Source organism: Loktanella sp. IMCC34160 (assembly GCF_004145845.1).
Classification (GTDB): Bacteria; Pseudomonadota; Alphaproteobacteria; order Rhodobacterales; family Rhodobacteraceae; genus SELP01.
This window is the reverse complement of record NZ_SELP01000002.1, coordinates 589,534-608,262: the sequence shown is the minus strand read 5'-3', so window position 1 is coordinate 608,262 and position 18,729 is coordinate 589,534. Positions and strand designations below refer to the sequence as shown.

The 18,729-nt window shown below is 63.9% G+C and carries 15 protein-coding genes; 8 read left to right on the top strand and 7 right to left on the bottom strand.

The features are described 5' to 3' along the window. Nucleotide 1 precedes the first annotated feature (1 nt). Nucleotides 2-598 carry an amino acid synthesis family protein gene (locus EU803_RS07290; protein WP_129681249.1) on the top strand — a complete coding sequence of 199 codons (597 nt, stop codon included), beginning with the start codon at nucleotides 2-4 and terminating at the stop codon, nucleotides 596-598. Next, entirely contained in the window at nucleotides 598-1,389 is a 792-nt protein-coding gene (locus tag EU803_RS07285) for an alpha/beta fold hydrolase (RefSeq protein WP_129681247.1), read from the top strand. Before EU803_RS07290 ends, EU803_RS07285 begins: the two co-directional genes overlap by 1 nt. Here EU803_RS07285 and EU803_RS07280 read toward each other — a convergent pair. Beyond that, nucleotides 1,386-3,431, bottom strand: a complete 2,046-nt coding sequence (locus EU803_RS07280; protein ID WP_129681245.1) for an ASKHA domain-containing protein — start codon at nucleotides 3,429-3,431, stop codon at nucleotides 1,386-1,388. The genes EU803_RS07285 and EU803_RS07280 overlap by 4 nt on opposite strands. Nucleotides 3,432-3,531: 100 nt before the next feature. Next, a complete protein-coding gene (locus EU803_RS07275; protein WP_207209172.1) occupies nucleotides 3,532-4,230 on the bottom strand; it encodes a hypothetical protein in 699 nt (232 codons plus the stop codon). 167 nt (nucleotides 4,231-4,397) lie between these two features. Between EU803_RS07275 and guaB the strand changes: the two genes are divergently transcribed. The 3 genes from guaB (at nucleotide 4,398) to EU803_RS07260 (ending at nucleotide 9,530) form a co-directional block, all read left to right on the top strand. After that, the gene (gene guaB, locus EU803_RS07270) at nucleotides 4,398-5,846 is read left to right on the top strand and encodes an IMP dehydrogenase (RefSeq protein WP_129681241.1); all 1,449 of its coding nucleotides are present in this window, start codon (nucleotides 4,398-4,400) and stop codon (nucleotides 5,844-5,846) included. A gap of 45 nt (nucleotides 5,847-5,891) precedes the next feature. Continuing rightward, on the top strand, nucleotides 5,892-7,055 hold the full coding sequence (locus tag EU803_RS07265; RefSeq protein ID WP_129681239.1) for an RsmB/NOP family class I SAM-dependent RNA methyltransferase: 1,164 nt from the start codon (nucleotides 5,892-5,894) through the stop codon (nucleotides 7,053-7,055). 165 nt (nucleotides 7,056-7,220) lie between these two features. Further along, nucleotides 7,221-9,530 carry an ATP-binding protein gene (locus EU803_RS07260; protein WP_129681237.1) on the top strand — a complete coding sequence of 770 codons (2,310 nt, stop codon included), beginning with the start codon at nucleotides 7,221-7,223 and terminating at the stop codon, nucleotides 9,528-9,530. Here the strand turns inward: EU803_RS07260 and EU803_RS07255 are convergent. Continuing rightward, a complete protein-coding gene (locus EU803_RS07255; RefSeq protein WP_129681235.1) occupies nucleotides 9,527-10,516 on the bottom strand; it encodes a glucokinase in 990 nt (329 codons plus the stop codon). The two genes, EU803_RS07260 and EU803_RS07255, sit on opposite strands and share 4 nt — an antisense overlap. A gap of 84 nt (nucleotides 10,517-10,600) precedes the next feature. Beyond that, nucleotides 10,601-11,626 carry a substrate-binding domain-containing protein gene (locus tag EU803_RS07250; protein ID WP_129681624.1) on the bottom strand — a complete coding sequence of 342 codons (1,026 nt, stop codon included), beginning with the start codon at nucleotides 11,624-11,626 and terminating at the stop codon, nucleotides 10,601-10,603. Between the two features lie 242 nt (nucleotides 11,627-11,868). Here EU803_RS07250 and EU803_RS07245 point away from each other — a divergent pair, with 242 nt between their 5' ends. Continuing rightward, on the top strand, nucleotides 11,869-13,494 hold the full coding sequence (locus EU803_RS07245; RefSeq protein ID WP_165352792.1) for an alpha-glucosidase: 1,626 nt from the start codon (nucleotides 11,869-11,871) through the stop codon (nucleotides 13,492-13,494). Between the two features lie 76 nt (nucleotides 13,495-13,570). Next, a complete protein-coding gene (locus EU803_RS07240) occupies nucleotides 13,571-14,935 on the top strand; it encodes a sulfatase (RefSeq protein ID WP_129681233.1) in 1,365 nt (454 codons plus the stop codon). Nucleotides 14,936-14,972: 37 nt separating this feature from the next. On the opposite strand, the gene EU803_RS07235 is transcribed toward EU803_RS07240, so the two are convergent. From EU803_RS07235 to EU803_RS07225, 3 genes are read right to left on the bottom strand one after another with little or no spacing between them, the layout of a single operon-like run. Beyond that, nucleotides 14,973-16,034: a methyltetrahydrofolate cobalamin methyltransferase gene (locus EU803_RS07235; protein WP_129681231.1), complete on the bottom strand. Its 1,062-nt coding sequence runs from the start codon at nucleotides 16,032-16,034 to the stop codon at nucleotides 14,973-14,975. A 9-nt stretch (nucleotides 16,035-16,043) separates the two neighbouring features. After that, nucleotides 16,044-16,979, bottom strand: a complete 936-nt coding sequence (locus EU803_RS07230; protein WP_129681229.1) for a methylenetetrahydrofolate reductase — start codon at nucleotides 16,977-16,979, stop codon at nucleotides 16,044-16,046. 47 nt (nucleotides 16,980-17,026) lie between these two features. Further along, nucleotides 17,027-17,323 (bottom strand): virulence factor, encoded by a 297-nt coding sequence (locus tag EU803_RS07225; protein ID WP_129681227.1) that lies wholly within the window; start codon nucleotides 17,321-17,323, stop codon nucleotides 17,027-17,029. Nucleotides 17,324-17,587: 264 nt separating this feature from the next. On the opposite strand from EU803_RS07225, the gene EU803_RS07220 reads away from it, so the two are divergent. Beyond that, a complete protein-coding gene (locus EU803_RS07220) occupies nucleotides 17,588-18,700 on the top strand; it encodes a Ppx/GppA phosphatase family protein (protein WP_129681225.1) in 1,113 nt (370 codons plus the stop codon). Nucleotides 18,701-18,729 lie beyond the last annotated feature (29 nt).

Below are 18,729 nucleotides of genomic sequence, written 5' to 3'. Positions count from 1 at the left end.
GATGGCTATCGAAATCCGCCGCACGCTTCTGTGGCAGCAGACCACCTATCTTGAAGGCTGGAAAAAGGTTGATGAACCGACCCATCTTTATGCCGCGATGGCAATCATCCGGAACCCGTGGTTCGGGCGCGGCCATGTCGAGAACTTGCGCCCCGAGATTCGCGAACACGGGCCGGTTCTGGGCAAGTTGCTGACCGATATGCTGATCGGCGCGGCGGGTGACCGGATCGAAGGCTACGGCAAGGCGTCCGTCACCGGGGCAGGGGGCGAGAATGAACACGGGCAGGGGCTGACCCATTCGCTGTGGTTCGGCAACCAGTACCGCGAGGCGGTCAAAGCCAAGTCCTATCTGGCGTTTTCGAACACCCGCGGCGGGCCGGGCACGGCGCTGATCATCCCCTTGATGGACAAGGACGATGGCGGCCGCCGGTCGCATTACCAGACCATCCATACGACGGTTCCCGACGCCCCGGCCGAAGATGAGATCATCCTTGCCCTCGGCGCATCGGTCGGCGGCCATCCGAACCACCGGATCGGCAACCGCTACGAAGACCTGCGCGAAATGGGCCATGACGTCGACAACCCGGCGGGCGTGTGATGCCCGTCGCGCCGGATGGGACCGCCTATGACCTGACCGGGCCAGAAGGCGCGCCGGTTGTGGCGCTGATCCACGGGCTGGGGCTGAACCGGGCGGTGACATGGGCGCAGATCGGGCCGGCGCTGTCCGCGGGGTTCCGGGTTCTGACCTATGATCTGCCCGGTCACGGCGAGAGCGCCCCGCCATCGGGGCCAGTCACGCTGCGGATGCTGGGTGATCAGGTGGTTGCGCTGCTGGATCATCTGGGAATCGACCGGGCCGCATTGGTGGGGTTTTCGCTGGGCGGCATGATCAACCGGCGCGTGGCGATCGACCATCCCGCCCGCGTGTCGGCGCTGGCGATCCTGAATTCCCCGCACGACAGGGGCGCGGAACAGCAGCGTCTGGCCGAGGAACGGGCGCGCAACAACGCGGCGGGCGGCCCGGCGGCGGGGATCGACCAGACGATGGAGCGCTGGTTCACGGATGCCTTTCGCAGCACGAACCCGGATGCCGTGGCACAGGTCCGCGCGGCTGTCCTGTCCAACGATGCTGAAACCTATAGCGCCCATCGCCGGGTGCTGGTCGAGGGGGTGGTCGAACTGATCCGGCCCGACCCGCCGTTGACCGTGCCCACGCTGGTGATGACCTGCGAAAACGATGTCGGGTCCACCCCGGCCATGAGCGCGGACATGGGCCGGGAAATCTCCGGGGCCACCGTCACGATTGTTCCGGGCCTGAAACACCTCGGGCTGATCGAACAGCCCAAGGTCTTTTCCGACGCAGTTGAGGCGTTTCTGGCGGGGGTCTAGCTCCGCCCGCGCCGCCGCCGCCGTCCGCCATCGGCCCCGTCACCGCCGCCGGTGTTAAAGCTGACATCGGGCAGGCTGACCACGGAATTCAGGATCGGGAACGGCTCGACCGAGTTGGGCAGTGCCGAGGCGTTCACGAAATGCTCCTGAAAGCGCGGCTCGATCGCGGTTTCGACCTTGTGGATCTGGTGCACGGTCGCCTCGATCTCGCCGCGCGCCGCGCGGTTGAGAAGGGCGATGCGCGCGCCGGTTCCGGCGGCATTCCCGGCGCTGGTGACTTTGTCCAGTGGCGCGTCGGGGATCATGCCCAGAACCATCGCGTGCTTTGGGCTGATATGGGCACCAAAGGCCCCGGCCAGCACCACGCGGTCCACCGCATCCACACCGAATTTGTCCATCAGCAGCCGGGCCCCGGAATAAAGCGCGGCCTTGGCCATCTGGATCGCCCGCACGTCGGGATTGGTCACCGTGATGACCGGGCCGCCATCGGCACTGCCGTCATGCAGCAGGTAGGAATTCGTCCGCCCCTCGGCGATGCAGCGGGCACTGCCCACCTGTTCCGCCGAGCCGATCAGGCCAGAGGCGTCCAGAATCCCCGCCATCCGCATTTCGGCCAGTGCCTCGATAATGCCCGACCCGCAGATGCCGGTGATCCCGGTGCTGGCGGTGGCCTCGGTAAAGCCGTCCTCGGTCGACCACAGGTCGCAGCCGATGACCTTGAACCGGGGCTCCTTGGTCACGGGGTCAATCTCGACCCGTTCGATGGCCCCCGGCGCGGCCCGCTGGCCAGCGCTGATCTGCGCGCCTTCAAAGGCAGGGCCGGTGGGGGACGAGCAGGCCAGAACCTTTTCCGTATTGCCCAGAAGGATTTCGGCGTTGGTGCCCACATCGACGACCAGCACCAGATCCTTCGACTTGTTGGGTTCCTCGGACAGGGCCACGGCGGCGGCATCCGCCCCCACATGCCCCGCGATGCAGGGCAGGATATAGGCGCGGGCGGCAGGGTTCAGGTGCAGGTCAAGGTCGCGGGCCATCAGCCGGATCGAATCCGATGTGGCCAGCGCGAAGGGCGCCTGTCCCAGTTCGAACGGGTCGATCCCAAGGAACAGGTGGTGCATCACCGGATTGCAGACGAAGACCGAGTCAAGGATCAGCGCCTTGTCGATCCCCGCCTCCTTGGCGATGTCGTCGAACAGCTGGTTCATACCGTCGCGGACGGCCTTGGTCATCTCCGCCGCGCCGGTCGGGTTCATCATCGAATAGCTGACCCGGCTCATCAGGTCTTCGCCAAAGCGTATCTGCGGGTTCATAAGGCCAGAGGAGGCGACAACCTCGCCCGATTGCAGGTCGCACAGGTGGGCGGCAATGGTGGTCGATCCCAGATCGACGGCAAGCCCGTAAATGCCACTTTCATGCAGTCCGGGCCAAAGGGTCATGATCCGCGGGGTGTCGTCGTCTTCGTCCTGATGGATCGCGACGGTCACCTTCCAGTCGCCCTTGCGCAGGGCCGGTTGCAGCATCCCCAGAACCGACAGGTCGCAATCGACGCGCGGCAGGCCCCATTGATCGGTCAGGGCGGTGCGCAGCCGCTCCAGATCGCCGGTGGGGTCGTGCATGTCGGGTTCGCGCACCTCGACATAATAAAGTTTCACAGTCGCGTTCAGCGTGATCGCCCGCACCTCGGCCCGTTTGCGAACGACCTGACGGTGCACCTGGCTTTCGGGCGGCACGTCGACAACCACATCCCCCTGAACCGTCGCCTGACAGCCAAGGCGGCGGCCCTTGGGCAGGCCCCGGATCCGGTCATAGCGGTCTTCGACGCTGTTCCATTCGGACAGAGCCCCTTCGCGCACGGTCACCCCGTGTTTCGGAAACTCGCCATACGACGGGGTGATCTGGCATTTCGAACAGATCCCGCGCCCGCCGCAGACACTGTCCAGGTCCACACCCAACTGCCGCGCGGCGGTCAGAATCGGGGTGCCCATGGGGAACCGGCCACGTTTGCCGGAGGGGGTAAAGATCACGAGGGGGTCTTGGGACATGGAAATGATCTGGCCTTGGATGTTCGCGCTTGGCGGCAAGATAGTGGAATGTCTGCCAAGGGAAAGGCCGATCCCGTCATGTTTCAGGTCGCGAGCGGCATCAGCCCCGGTTGGCCAGCCAATCGGCCACCTGCGGCCCCCAGATCATCACCGCAATCGGGACCGGAGAGGTAGCGATCACGAAGGTCAGAACCACAAGACCGGGCCGAAACAGACGGCTGAGCCCGGCAGTCAGCGCAATGCCGCCGCCGCCGCCGATCAGCGCGCTGCCCGGCAAGTTGACCGCAAGGCCAAGGATCACATAGCGCCCGGTGCCCAGCCGGGCCGCGATCCAGCCCGGCATCCGCGACCGCAGCCAGGACAGCCTGTCCTCGGGGGGCAGCCGGTCCAGCCGATCCACCAGTTGACAGGCCCGCAGCATCCGCAGATCTGCGAAAAACGTATGCAGCATCCGCCCTGGAAGAAAATGCCCGACGCAATAAGCAAGTGACAGGCCCACGACTGTCCCGGCCCAAACCAGCGGCGCGACGTCCGGCCCCTCCATCAGGAGAAGGCCCAACCCCACCTCGATCCCGGGCAGGAACGGGATGCTGATCAGGAACCCGTAAATCAGGATCAGGCCAAGGATCACCGGCCATGTCTCCGCCGCCTCGTTCCGCATCACCCAGTCGATGGCCCAATAGCCGGCAAGAACCAGAACCCCGATCAGCGCAAGGCGCAGCACCATCCGGCCCATGGACACCCAGAGGGGCGGGGCAGGCGGCAGGCCAGCGCGTTCGAAAGGGTCATCTTGGTCCATCCTGATCCGCATCATGGCCCCGGTCCTGCGCATTTGACAGGGGATTCAACTGGCCGGACCCGTGGCAGTTCGGGGAAAACCCGCGACAGGCCGGATTTCGGTCTTTCCCTCTGGTGGCAATCGTGAAATAGGGAAGCGCCAAACGAAGCCACCCCATGGAGACCCACATGGAGATTCGCGAGGCCCTCACCTTCGACGATGTTCTGCTGGTTCCGGCCGCCTCTTCGGTGCTGCCGTCAACCGCCGATACCCGTACCAATGTCACCCGGTCGATCCGGATGAATATCCCGCTTTTGTCCAGTGCGATGGACACCGTGACCGAGGCGCGCATGGCCATCGCCATGGCGCAGGCAGGCGGGATCGGCGTGGTTCACAAGAACCTGAACGTCGAAGAACAGGCCCGCGAAGTGCGCCGGGTCAAACGGTTCGAATCCGGGATCGTCTACAACCCCGTCACCCTGACCGCGAACCAGACCATCGCCGACGCGCGCGCGCTGGTCGAGCGGTACAATTTCACCGGTTTTCCGGTGGTTGACGAACAGGGCCGGGTCGTCGGCATCGTGACCAACCGCGACATGCGGTTCGCCACTTCGGACGACACGCCGGTCCACGCGGTGATGACCGTCGAAAACCTTGCCATGCTTGCCGAACCTGCCGATCTGGAAGAGGCGAAATCGCTCATGCGGTCCCGCCGGATCGAAAAGCTGCTGGTGCATGATGGCACCGGCAAGCTGACCGGCCTTCTGACCCTGAAGGACACCGAACAGGCGGTCTTGAACCCCACCGCCTGCAAGGATGAACTGGGCCGGTTGCGGGTCGCCGCGGCCACGGGCGTGGGCGACGCGGGCTTTGAACGGTCCGAGGCGCTGATTGATGCAGGCGTCGATATCGTGGTGATCGACACGGCGCACGGCCACAGCGAAGGCGTGTTGCAGGCCGTCGACCGGGTCAAGCGGCTGTCGAACACCGTGCAGGTCATCGCGGGCAACGTCGCCACGGGCGAGGCCACCAAGGCGCTGATCGACGCGGGCGCGGATGCGGTCAAGGTCGGGATCGGGCCGGGGTCGATCTGCACAACCCGCATGGTTGCGGGCGTTGGTGTGCCCCAGCTGACCGCGATCATGGATTGCGCCCGCGCTGCAGGCGACACCCCGGTGATCGCCGATGGCGGGATCAAGTTTTCGGGCGATTTTGCCAAGGCGATTGCGGCGGGGGCCTCCTGCGCGATGGTCGGCAGCATGATCGCGGGCACCGACGAAAGCCCGGGCGAGGTCATTCTGTATCAGGGCCGGTCGTTCAAGGCCTATCGCGGCATGGGAAGCCTTGGGGCAATGGCCCGCGGCTCGGCCGACCGGTATTTCCAGAAGGATGCCGCCAGCGACAAATTGGTGCCCGAAGGGATCGAGGGGCAGGTGCCCTACAAAGGGTCGGCCAGTGCCGTGGTGCACCAGCTTGTCGGCGGCCTTCGCGCGGCCATGGGCTATACCGGCAATGCCACCGTGGCTGAAATGCGCAAGAACGCCTCTTTCGTGCGGATTACCGGTGCGGGCCTGAAGGAAAGCCACGTGCATGACGTGCAGATCACGCGCGAAAGCCCGAACTATCGGGTTGGCTAAGGAATTCAACGTGGTGGCGTGTCAACTTAATGCGGGGCAGGGGCAATGACCCCGGCCGCGCGAGTCAGCGCCGCCATCGAGATTCTGGACGAATGGCTGGCGGGCACAGCCGCCGAAAAGGCGCTGACCAACTGGGCGCGCCGGTCGCGCTTTGCCGGGTCCAAGGACCGCGCCGCAATCCGCGACCATGTGTTTGACGCAATCCGCTGCCGCCGGTCCTTTGCCGCCCTTGGCGGGGCAGAGACCGGGCGCGGGCTGATGATTGGCAAGGTCCGGTCGGAAGGCATTGATTTAGCTTCTGTTTTTACCGGCGAGGGCCATGCGCCCGCCCCGGTTACGGAGGTCGAAGATGGGGCGCACCGCACCCCGACAGACATAGCTGAGCGGCTCGATAGTCCGGATTGGCTGTGGCCCCGGTTTGTCACGGCGCTGGGTGAAGAGGGCGCGATTGCGGCGCTGTCCGTGTTGCAAACCCGCGCCCCGGTGACTGTCCGGGTCAACACGGCACGCGGGGACATTGCACAGGCGATGGCCGAACTCGTCGCAGAGGGCATCGGTTGTGTCCCGGTCGAAAACGTGAAGACCGCCCTGCACGTTATTGAAAACGAGCGAAAAATGTCTGCTTCGCAGGCGTTTATATCCGGGCTGGTTGAGCTTCAGGACGCCGCCTCTCAGGCCGCAGTGCTGCGCCTTGGGCCACTTGATGGCCGGTCCGTGCTTGACTACTGCGCCGGTGGCGGTGGCAAGTCGCTCGCATTGGCGGCGCAGGGGGCGCAGGTTACGGCCCATGATATTGCGCCGCGCAGAATGGCCGACATCCCGAACCGGGCCGCCCGCGCGGGGACGCGGATCGACATCGTCGGAGACGCCCTTGGGTCCCGCCGCTTTGACATCGTTTTTTGCGATGCGCCCTGCTCTGGCTCGGGAACCTGGCGCCGCACGCCCGAGGCGAAATGGGCGCTAACCGAGGATCGTCTTGCGGATCTTTGTGCAATGCAGGACGACGTTCTGGATCACGCGGTTCGGCATGTCGCGCCCGGTGGTCGGCTGGCCTATGCGACCTGTTCGGTGTTTCGCGACGAAAACGAGGACAGGGTGAAGGGTTTCCTGTCCCGGCATCGTGGCTGGCTTCTGGTTGACGAAATGCGCCTTGCCCCAACCAAGACTTGGGATGGTTTCTATCTGGCGCTGCTGGAAACGCATGAATAGCAACCAAAGGTTGCAATTCGACAGGCTCTCCGTAATCTCGGACCCGAAGTTAAGACGCGATTAACTCCTTTGCGGTCTTGTGCCCAAAGGTGAATCGAAGGGGCAGCTGTGAGCCAGACTGATCTGAATAGTGCCTTTCGTCGGGCGAAACCGCGCAGGATTCGTATGGCCCAACTCCGGATCGGCGTCATACCTGTTCTTGCCCTCGGGCTTGTCGCGATCATTTCCTCGCTCTTCATGGCCGAATGGTGGGCTTCCCTTGGGATGCAGATCATCGGCGGAACCCTGATCGTTTTTGCGCTTGGCCAATGGGCCTTGGCAAAGATGCTCTCCGGGCGACGTCGCATCGTGTCCGACGCGCTCATGGACCTGATCCTGAATGACGCCGTGCCGTCCTACCTATGTGATCCGTCAGGGCGAGTGATCGGGCACAATCCGGCCAGCGGCCCGGGGCCAGAGGGCGAAGACACCCTGACAGCCCGGTTTTCCGATGTGTTCGCCAACCCCTCCGCCGTCCTGTTCCGCATCCAGTCGCGCGCCGATACCGAAGGCGCGGTGCAAGAGGTGATCTCGACCCGCCGGGGCCGGGTGCGCCTGAGCGTGACAAGCGTGACGGAAGGAAATTTCATCTGGCGGGTCGAACATCTGGACGAGGCCAAACCCGGCAATGACAAGGCGCAGGACAGTCAGGCGCTCCCGATGCTGACCGCAGGTCCGTCGGGCACAATCCTTTACATGAATGACAGTTTTCGGCGGCTGGTGGGCAAACGACCCCGGGCCCTGTCGCAGGTCTTTGCCGATCTGCCATTGGTGTCGGGGCGGATGCACCGTGTCTTGGGCACAGAGGGCGAGGTGACCGCCACGGTAGCGATTATTTCGGGAAGCGGCGGGCGGCAAGAGGTCTTTCTGATCCCGGGTGACCAACAGACCACCGGGCATACGCCGGGCGCGCTGGCAACCTGGGATGCCATCGAGGAACTTCCCGTTCCGCTCCTAAAGGTTGCTCGTACCGGTGAGGTTCTGGCCTCGAACCGCGAGGCGCGGTCGCTGGTGGGGCAGTTGGGCGAAGGAACGCGCCTGTCCGATCTTCTCGAAGGGCTTGGCCGCCCGATCATTGATTGGTTGCAAGAGGTGGCGAACGGGCAGCGCGACGGCGACAGCCAGTTTCTGCGCGGACGCGGCGAGAAACAGGACTTCTTCGTTCAGGTCTCGCTGAACGCGGCCGGCAAGGGGGACGACCGGCACCTCGTCGCGGTGCTCAACGACATGACAGAGTTCAAGTCGCTTGAGGCGCAGTTCGTCCAAAGCCAGAAGATGCAGGCGATTGGACAGCTGGCCGGGGGCGTGGCGCATGATTTCAACAACCTGCTGACCGCGATTTCCGGCCATTGCGACCTGTTGTTGTTACGCCATGACCAGGGGGATCAGGACTATTCCGACCTGATCCAGATCCACCAGAACGCGAACCGGGCGGCATCGCTAGTCGGGCAGCTTCTGGCCTTCTCGCGCAAGCAGAACCTGCGACCCGAGGTGATCGACCTGCGGGATACGCTGGCCGACCTGACCCATCTTCTTAACCGGTTGGTGGGCGAGAAGGTGAAACTTCTTCTCAATCATGACCCGGACCTGATGCCGATCCGCGCGGACAAACGGCAGTTGGAGCAGGTGATCATGAACCTCGTGGTGAACGCGCGCGACGCGATGCCATCGGGCGGCGAGATTCGGGTCGAGACAGAGAATATGACCCTGACCGAACCGCTGTCGCGCGATCGGGCGACAGTGCCCGCCGGCGACTATGTCATGGTCCGGGTCATCGACGAAGGCATGGGCATCAGGCCCGAGAAGATCACCAAGATTTTCGAACCCTTCTATACCACGAAACGCACGGGCGAAGGCACCGGGCTGGGCCTGTCGACCGCCTATGGCATCGTGAAACAGACCGGCGGTTTCATCTTTGCCGACAGCGAGGTTGGGACCGGGTCGGTCTTCACACTCTACTTCCCGGTTCACGATCTGACCACCGCCGACCCCGCGCCGGAACCCCCGGTCTTCGCGCATCGCACCGCCGTGACCTCGGCGGACCACGCCCTGCCCGAAGGGGTCGGACCGACGGGTGGCGTTGTCCTGCTGGTCGAGGACGAAGCACCGGTGCGGGCCTTCGCGTCGCGGGCGCTGCGGTTGCGTGGCTATACCGTGCTCGAGGCGGACAGCGCCGAAACCGCGCTGGACATGCTCGAGGATGAGGCGCTGCATGTCGACATCTTCGTCACCGATGTGATCATGCCCGGCAAGGACGGGCCCACCTGGGTGCGCGAGGCGCTGCAAAGCCGCCCCGACACGCGGGTGGTTTTTGTCTCGGGCTATGCCGAGGACGCCTTTGGCGAGAACGAGGACGCGATCCCCAATTCGGTCTTCCTGCCCAAGCCGTTCTCACTGAACGAGCTGACCTCGACCGTGCGGGAGCAGCTTCATTAGGCGCGGGCGGCGCGGCGGTTTTCCAGATCCACAAGATGCGCGGCACAGCCCGTCAGCGCAGCAAAATCATCCTCGACCACCGAGACCGCGAAATTCCCCATGAACCCGGCAAACCGGCCCTTGTCGCGGAACGCCTCGCCAAACCCGTATTCATGCAGGTAGGGCGCCATGGCCCGGGCCACGCCACCGACAAGGAAGACGCCGCCGAAAGGCAGCTGGATCAGTGCAAGGTTGCCGGCGACGGTGCCAAGGATGCGGACAAAGGTCTTGACCGCCTCGGTGGCGCGCGGATCGCTGCCCGCCGCCTGCGCAGCCATGATATCGGCGGCTTTCAACTGGCGAGGATCGTTCGCCTCTTCCCCAAGCCAGGCATAGACCCGCTCAAGGCCGCGTCCGGACAAGACGTCTTCGACGGCCGGAAAGCCATGGGCGGTTTCAACATAGCGGCACAGGCGCATTTCCGCCTCGGTCCGGATTGGCAGGTTTGCGTGTCCGGCTTCCGAAGGGGGGACAAGGCGGGCGGTGTCCCCATCGAACACCGGGGCAGCATTGAACCCGGTGCCGACCCCGATGACCAGTTTCGCGGACCGTTCGTTCCCCTCCGGTCCCGCGAGGATGGGGCGCAGATTGGCCGGGTCGATGTGCCCAATGGCGTGACCCTGCGCCTGAAGGTCGTTCAGAATCGCGGTGGTTTCGGCCTTGGCGGCACGGGCGAGCGTCGGTTTGTCGATGGTCCAGTCCAGATTGGTCATCGTGGCCCGGCCATCCCGGACCGGCCCCGCGACGGCCACGCAGATTGCCCGCGTGTCGACCCCGCCTTCGTCGGCGACGTATTGGGTCAGAACCGCCTCAAGCCCGGGGAATTTCGCGTTTGAATAGCGCCGGATGGTGCCGCCCAGCACGCGCCGTCCTTCGCACAGCGCGACCCGCGTGTTCGTCCCGCCGATATCGGCGACAAGGGAATATGTGTTCGCAGGGTGTGCCATGGGTGCCATCCGTCTGTCGATCTACGCGCCAATGTTAGCGCTAAAGGTAGCTTTCTGTCGTCATAGGGCAGTCCCAACCGGGACTCAAGCCAAAGCGGGCCCGGACGACCCCCCCTGAACAAGCGCCGCCGACAACAAGAGGTGTTGCGGCGGAAGGGTCGGGTCCTCGATCCGGCGGATCAACATATCCGCAACCTCGCGCCCGGCATCGCGCACAGACGACCGCGTCGCGGTAAAGATCGGCCGATCCGACCCGTTCTGAAGATAGGACAACGCATCGTCGTGAATGACAACCGAGATGTCCCGGCCCATGGTCAGCCCCCGTCCTTCGATGGCGCGCCGCACACCAAGGGCCGAGATCATCGACGACACGACAAAAGCGGTAGGGGGCTGGTCCGCGTCAAGCATCTTCAGACAAGAGCGAAAGCCGATCTCCTCGGTCATGTCGCTGCTGAACATCAGGGCCGGGTCGGGGGCGATGCCGGCGGCCTCAAGGCTGTGCAGATATCCTTCGCGGCGCAGATGGGCGAAGGTCATCGTCTCGTGCCCGTTGATCAGGGCGATCCGGCGATGGCCGAGGTCGATCAGATGGGTGGTCGCGCTGCGGAACGCTTCGAAATTGTCCACGTCGACCCAATCGTAGTCGGGAACCTGATCGAGTGTCTGGCCATGCACAACGAAGGGCAGGCCGATGTCTTGCAGAAGCGGGATGCGCGGGTCCGTCACCAGCGGGCCGCTGAGGACAACACCGTCAACCGCGCCCCGGGCCTTCAGCGCCTTGTAGGTGGCGGCCTCGTCCCCGTCCGACACCACCGAGAGGACCATTTCATACCCCGCCTGGCTATAGGCCGCGCCGGCCCCGGCGATGAAATCCCCGAAAATCGGGTTCACAATCTCGGTCGGCCCGTCGGATTGGATCACATGGCCGATCGCAAAGGCTCGGCCCACGGCAAGCCCCTTGGCGCGGGGATTGGGCCGGTAGCCATAGCGTGCCGCCGCCTGCGCAACGCGGTCGCGTGTGGACTGCGAGACTTCCGGGTAGCCGTTCAGCGCGCGGCTGACGGTTGTCTGGCTCAGGCCCAGCTTTGCAGAGAGTTCCTTGAGGTTGATCGTCATCGTTCCAAAGCGGTTGCGGAAGGTCTGGGCCACATAACGCCGAGGGTGGCGGGCGGTCAAAGCGTTTTGAACCCGCGCGGCGTTTTTCCCGCCCTTGGCCTGTCGACAAGGGCCCGAAATGACAGTAATCGATCACCCCAAAGCGCCTTGGGCCTTATATTCACGCCATGTTGGCGTTAACATGGGCGGCGCGACGGCGGTCAGGTGGTGACCGGGCTTTCAAGGATCGAAGTGATATGACGTTGGAACTCAACCGGGATTGGTGGCGCGGTGCCGTGATCTACCAGATCTATCCCCGCAGCTATCAGGACAGCAACGGCGATGGAATCGGCGACCTTGCCGGGATCGTCGAACGGCTGCCCTATATCGCCTCGCTTGGGGTCGATGCGATCTGGATTTCGCCCTTCTTCACCTCGCCGATGAAGGATTTCGGCTATGACGTCAGCGATTATTGCGACGTTGATCCGATGTTCGGCACGCTGGCCGATTTCGACGCGGTGATCGATACCGCGCACCGGCTTGGCGTTCGGGTGATGATCGACCTTGTCCTGAGCCACACCAGCGACCAGCACCCCTGGTTCGTGGAAAGCCGCGCCAGCCGCGACAACGCCCGCGCCGATTGGTATGTCTGGGCCGATCCGAAACCCGATGGCACCCCGCCCACCAACTGGCTGTCGATTTTCGGTGGATCGGCCTGGCAGTGGGACGCCCGTCGGGAACAGTATTACCTGCACAATTTCCTTGTGTCGCAGCCCGATCTGAACTTCCACAACCCCGATGTGCAGAACGCGCTTCTGGATGTTGGCCGGTTCTGGCTGAACCGGGGTGTGGACGGGTTCCGGCTGGATACGATTAACTTCTACGTCCACGACATAGAGTTGCGGGACAACCCGCCGCTGGCCCCGGAACTGCGCAACGCAACCATCGCGCCCAGCGTGAACCCCTATAACCACCAGGAACATCTTTACGACAAGAACCGCCCGGAAAACTTTGATTTCCTGCGGAAATTGCGGGCGGTGATGGAGCCCTTCGGCGCCGCCGCCGTGGGCGAGGTGGGCGATGCCCAGCGGGGCCTTGAGATCATGGGCCAGTACACCGCCGGGGATGACCTGATGCAGATGTGCTATGCCTTCGAATTCCTTGCCGCTGACGCGCCGACCGCCACCCGGATCATCGAGGTTCTGAACAAGGTCGACGAGGTCGCCGCCGATGGCTGGGCCTGCTGGGCGTTTTCCAACCATGACGTGATGCGTCACGCCAGCCGCTGGAACCTGCCGCCCGCAGCCCAGCGAATGTTTGCCAGCCTGATCATCGCGCTGCGTGGGTCGGTCTGTTTCTATCAGGGCGAAGAATTGGGCCTGCCCGAGGCCGATGTGGCCTTTGAGGATCTGCAAGACCCGTATGGCATTGAATTCTGGCCGGAGTTCAAAGGCCGCGATGGGTGCCGGACGCCGATGGTCTGGGAACCGTCGAACCAGAACGGCGGCTTTACCGAAGGACGCCCGTGGCTGCCGGTATCAAGCGAACACCTCGCCCTGTCGGTCACCGCGCAGGAACAGGACCCCTCCGCGCTGCTGCATCACTACCGCCGCGCGATTGCCTTCCGTCATGCCCATCCGGCGCTGATGACAGGCGATCACGGCGGTCTGAACGCCAGTGGAGAGGTGATCAGCTTTACCCGCAGTGCCGGGGACGAGACGATTTTCTGCGCCTTCAACATCAGCGACACGCCATCGGACCTTGAGATGCCCAAGGGCACTTGGGACACGATTGGCGAGGATCTGGGCAGCGCCCATCCCAGCGCCGATGGCAAGTTGCACCTTGGCCCCTGGCAGGTCTGGTTCGCCCGCAAGCGGGGCTGACCCAACCCCGGCCCGCGCCCTGCCGCGCGGGCCATTTTCGCCGTGACGCCGTCGGCGGATCGGGTAGGGTGGCGGCATGAATATCCTGTTCGCCTCTATCGAGGATCTTAACGATTGGATCGAGCCGCTGGGCGGCCACCCGCAGGTGCGGACCCCGAACCTGTCGCGGCTGGCCAAGATGGGGATGCTGTTCCGCAACGCCTATGCCCCGGTTCCGGCCTGTTCCCCGTCACGCACCGCCGCGCTGTTCGGTCAGAACCCTTGGGAAACCGGGGTCTATTCCAACACCGAGAAATGGCACTATCACTACCCTAAAGGGCAGCGCCTGTCGCTGGTCGGGGCGATGAAGAACGCGGGCTATACCACTGTCGGCGCAGGAAAAATTTTTCATCTGGACGTGAAAGGATACGACCCCGCCGATTGGGATGACTACAAATCTGACATCCGCCATCGCAAGTATCCCATCGTCAGCAAAGTCGTCGCGGCGGGCAAACTGGGCCGCCTGACGGATTTCGGCCCGGACCCCGAGGATCGCGCCGATTTCGACGCGGTGAACACCGATTGGATCTGCGACCGGATCCAGCCGGGACTGGACAATCAGTTCTGGGGCTATGGCCTTTATCGGCCGCATCTGCCGTTCATCGTGCCGAAGGAATATTTCGACATGTACCCGGGCGAGATTGCGCCGCCGCCCGGCCTTGGCCAGCCGAGCTTTCGGCCAGGCAACAGCAAGTTGATCGACGATTTGCCGGAAGAGGCGCAGAAGTTCATCGGTCGCTGGACCGGCTGGGCGCTGCACAAGTTCGGGGAATATAACGATTTCCTGCGCGCCTATCTCGCCTCGATCACCTATGCCGACACGTTGTTGGGCAAGGTCCTGGACCGGCTGGAAGAGACGGGGCAGATCGACAACACGCTGATCGTCCTGTGGTCCGATCATGGCTGGCAATTGGGCGAAAAGCTGACTTTCCGCAAGTTTTCCCTGTGGGAGCGGGCCCTACGGGTGCCCCTGATGGTGGCCGGGCCGGGGATCGCGCAGGGCGACTGCCAAGAACCTGTGTCCCTGCTGGATCTCTACCCTACGCTCATGTCCCTGACCGGCGCGCGCCCGGCCCACCGTCTGGATGGCGAGGATTTCAGCCCGGTGTTGCGCGGCGACCATTGGGAGCGGAAGAAACCTGTCGTCTCCGTCTGGGGCACATGGGGCAGCCCCGAAGACGGGCGGATCGCCTTTTCCCTGCGCAGCAAGACGCACCGTTACACCCTGTATTGGAACGGCGGGGAAGAGATGTATGACAGCGAGGCGGACCCGTTTGAACACGTCAACCTACTGGCCCACGGGGCAGGGGATAACCTGCGCGGGCTGGCGGACCATTATCAATCGGTTATGAACGCCGCCATCGGGGATATCGTCCCCCCGGCACCAGAGCCCCAGACATGAAAAGGGCGCCCGAAGGCGCCCTGATCTGAAAACTGGGTCAGGCGGTGCGGCGACGGCCGCCCCGGCGTCCGCCGGTCTTGCCTGCGTCGGCCCCGGCGCTGCCCGCGGGCTTGTTGAACCGGATCCATTCGCCGCCATGCGGGTCGTTGTTGGTCAGCAGGTTGGCGGCGCGAATGGCCTCCATTTCCTTGCCCGCGCGGAACTGGGTGCTGCCCAGCCCGAACATCAGGCACAGGGCTTCGTCATCCATGTCGTCGGGCAGGATGATGCCGGCGGCTTCGATCTCGGCTCGCTTTTCTTCGATCTTCGATTTCGGGGTGGGCAGGGCGACCGGGTTCATGATCGCGCTGGTCATGCCTGCGCCCATCGCCATCGGCAGGAAGGCGTTGTTGATGCCGTGGCGGTTCGGCAGCCCGAACGAGATGTTGGATGCGCCGCAGGTGGTGTTCACGCCCAGTTCTTCCCGCAGACGCCGGACAAGGGTGAAAACCTGGTGGCCCGCGGTGGCCATCGCACCGATCGGCATGACCAGCGGGTCGACCACGATGTCATGGGCCGGAATGCCGAAATCGGCGGCGCGTTCCACGATCTTCTTGGCAACGGCGAAGCGCACGTCCGGGTCTTCGGAAATGCCGGTGTCGTCGTTGGAAATCGCCACGACAGGCACGTTGTATTTCTTGACCAGCGGCAGCACGAATTCGAGCCGGTCTTCTTCCCCGGTGACCGAGTTCAGCAGCGGGCGGCCTTCGGCGGCCTGCAGACCGGCCTCGAGCGCGGCGGGAACCGAGCTGTCGATGCAAAGCGGCACATCGACCAGACCCTGAACCAGCTGGACGATCTTGGTCATCAGCGGCGGTTCAGTCTCGTTCGGGTTGGGGTTGGAGTTGTAAACGACGCCCGCGTTGATATCGAGGACAGTCGCCCCGGCGGCCACCTGCGAAATCGCATCCTTTTCCACGGTCGAAAAATCGCCCGCTTCCAGTTCCGCGGCCAGCTTCTTGCGGCCGGTGGGGTTGATCCGTTCACCGATCACGCAGAAGGGCTGGTCGAACCCGATGATGGCGGTTTTGGTCTTGGACTCGACGATCGTGCGGGTCATGGCTCTTCCTTAGGCTTTGGCTGCGGGGACGGCAGAAGCGCCGCCGTTTTCGATGGCCCAATTGGCATTGGTCTTGATCCCGCCCAGCGGGAAGAAATGCACCTTGGTGATGTTGAAATCGGGGGTTTTGGCGGCGTGGGCGGCCAGTTCACCGATAAACTCGTTCGGCTCGTAGGGCAGCAGCAGCTTGGACACGTCCATGGCCCGCTTCTGCAGAACCTTCAGCGACGGGCCGACGCCACAGGCGATGGCGAACTTGATCAGCGTTTGCAGCTTGGCCGGACCGGCGACACCGATATGGATCGGCAGGTCGATGCCCTCGGCGCGCAGGCGGTCGGCCCAGGCGATGACGGGCTTGGCTTCGAAACAGAACTGGGTGGCCAGCGCCATTTCGGCATCCGAGGTTTCGTTGAACGTCTGCTTCCAGCGCAGCGCGTCCATCACGTTCTTGTCGGACCCATCCGGGTCGATGTCCTTGTTACCTTCCGGGTGGCCCGCGACGTGCAGGCGCTTGAAGCCTGCCTTGCCGAATTCACCGGATTCCAACAGCTGCATGGAGCAGTGGAAGTCGCCATGCGGCTTGGCAACGCCACCGGCCAGCAGCAGCGCCTGTTCGACGCCCGCTTCGCCCTGATAGCGGGCGATCCAGTCGGCCAGCGTGGCCTGATCCTTGATGATCCGCGCCGGGAAGTGGGGCATCACGTCAAAGCCTTCGGATTTGATCCGCTTGGCGGTGGCGACCATTTCCTCGATCGGGGTGCCTTCGATATGGGCGATATAGACCCGAGTGCCGTTGGGCAGCAGTTCGCGGAAATCTTCGACCTTCTCGGCGGTGCGCGGCATCACCTCGATCGAATAGCCTTTCAGAAAGGCCTCGACCTCGGGGTTGACCGGGGTGCCCGCGGCAGGGGCTTCTTTCTTCTTGAGGAAGGGAAATACGGACACGACAGCCTCCTTGATGCGGGCCTGAATGGGATCTTTAGGCGGGGTCGTCACGACCAGCCATCATTCGCGATAAGAGCCTTGATACGCTCTTGGGTGTATTCCGCGTCGATCCGGGCGGCCTCTGCGGCTGCGACCTCGGCATCTTCGCCGTCGACGGTATAGGGTTCGGCCTTGCGCCATTCGGCAAGATAGTCGTCCGTTCCGGCGGCCCCGGTCTTCATCGCGGCTCGGTCGATCGCCTGTTCGAACCGTTCGGGAAGCTGCACCTTGGTGCCCCGGCGGCCCTTTCCGACGATGACCTGCGCGGGGATGTCCCGCCAGTAGACGATGGTAACTTCGGCCATGGGATGATTCCCTTACCCTTCGATGTTTCTGATGCCCTCATAGCCCGCGCGAAAAACGACACAGGGTCGGTTTTCGACATGGTGAGCGATCCTTGCGACGACAAGGCATATCAAAGCTGGGCGGCGGGCGACATGGCGGCGCGTTTCAGAAATCTTCAGCATCATCTTGCAGCCCATTCAAATGGGCCTCCGGGTGCCTCGGGGCTTGCGCCAATGCGGCTTCCATCCTAGCTTGGTCTCAACTCGATATGGAGGGCGTGAGTTATGGCGCCCAAGCGTCCCAAAGGTGCGGGCGCGTTCCCCAAAGCGGTAGAGCGCCCCGTGCCTCCGACGCCCGATCCCGCGACGCTTTATGCGGCGCTTGATCTGGGTACGAACAGTTGTCGGATGTTGATTGCCCAGCCCAAGGGCAGCCAATTCCATGTGATCGACAGCTTTTCGAAATCCGTGCAACTGGGCCATGGGCTGGAAAGCAGCGGCAAGCTGTCCCGGTCGTCGATGGCGCGCACCATCAGCGCCCTGCGCATCTGCAAACAGAAACTGGCCCGTCACAAGGTCAAGCGGATGCGCCTTGTCGCGACCGAAGCCTGCCGCCGCGCCAAGAACGGGGCAGGGTTCATCAATCAGGTGCGGCGCGAAACCGGTCTGAGCCTGGATATCATCGCCCCCGAGGAAGAGGCCCGGCTGGCCGTCATCTCCTGTGCGCCGCTGGTCAGCACCAAGACCGACCAGTTGCTGGTCGTGGATATTGGAGGCGGATCGACCGAACTGGTCTGGATCGACCTGACCAATGTCCCGCACCGGGAACGCCCCGGCGCGATCATGCGCCTGCATCGCGGTTTCATTCAGGACCCCGGCCCCTTTGCCGCGGCCCGTGTGGTCGACTGGATTTCCGTCCCCCTGGGCGTCGCGACCCTGCGCGACCAGTTCGAGGATGTCGAAGATGACGCGGCGCGCTTTGCCCTGATGAGCTGGTTCTTCGAAGAGAACCTTGCGAAGTTCAGCCCCTATGCCGCCGAACAGGCCCGCGAGGGGTTCCAGATCATCGGCACCAGCGGCACCATCACCACGGTCGCGGCCAGCCACCTTGGCCTGAAACGCTACGACCGGAACAAGGTGGACGGGCTGCGAATGACGTCGGACCAGATCGACGCGGTGATCCGCAACTATCTCCTGATGGGGCCAGAAGGCCGCCGTGCCGACCCGCGCATCGGCCGCGACCGGTCGGCGCTGATCATGTCGGGGGCGGCGATCCTGCAGGCGCTGATGCGGATCTGGCCGACCGATCGGATGTCGGTGGCGGACCGCGGCCTGCGCGAAGGGCTGCTCTACGCGCAGATGAGCGCCGACGGGGTCTTGGAAGACGTGCCGTTTTAGGGCAAAGGGGCGGGCCTGACGGAAAGGAC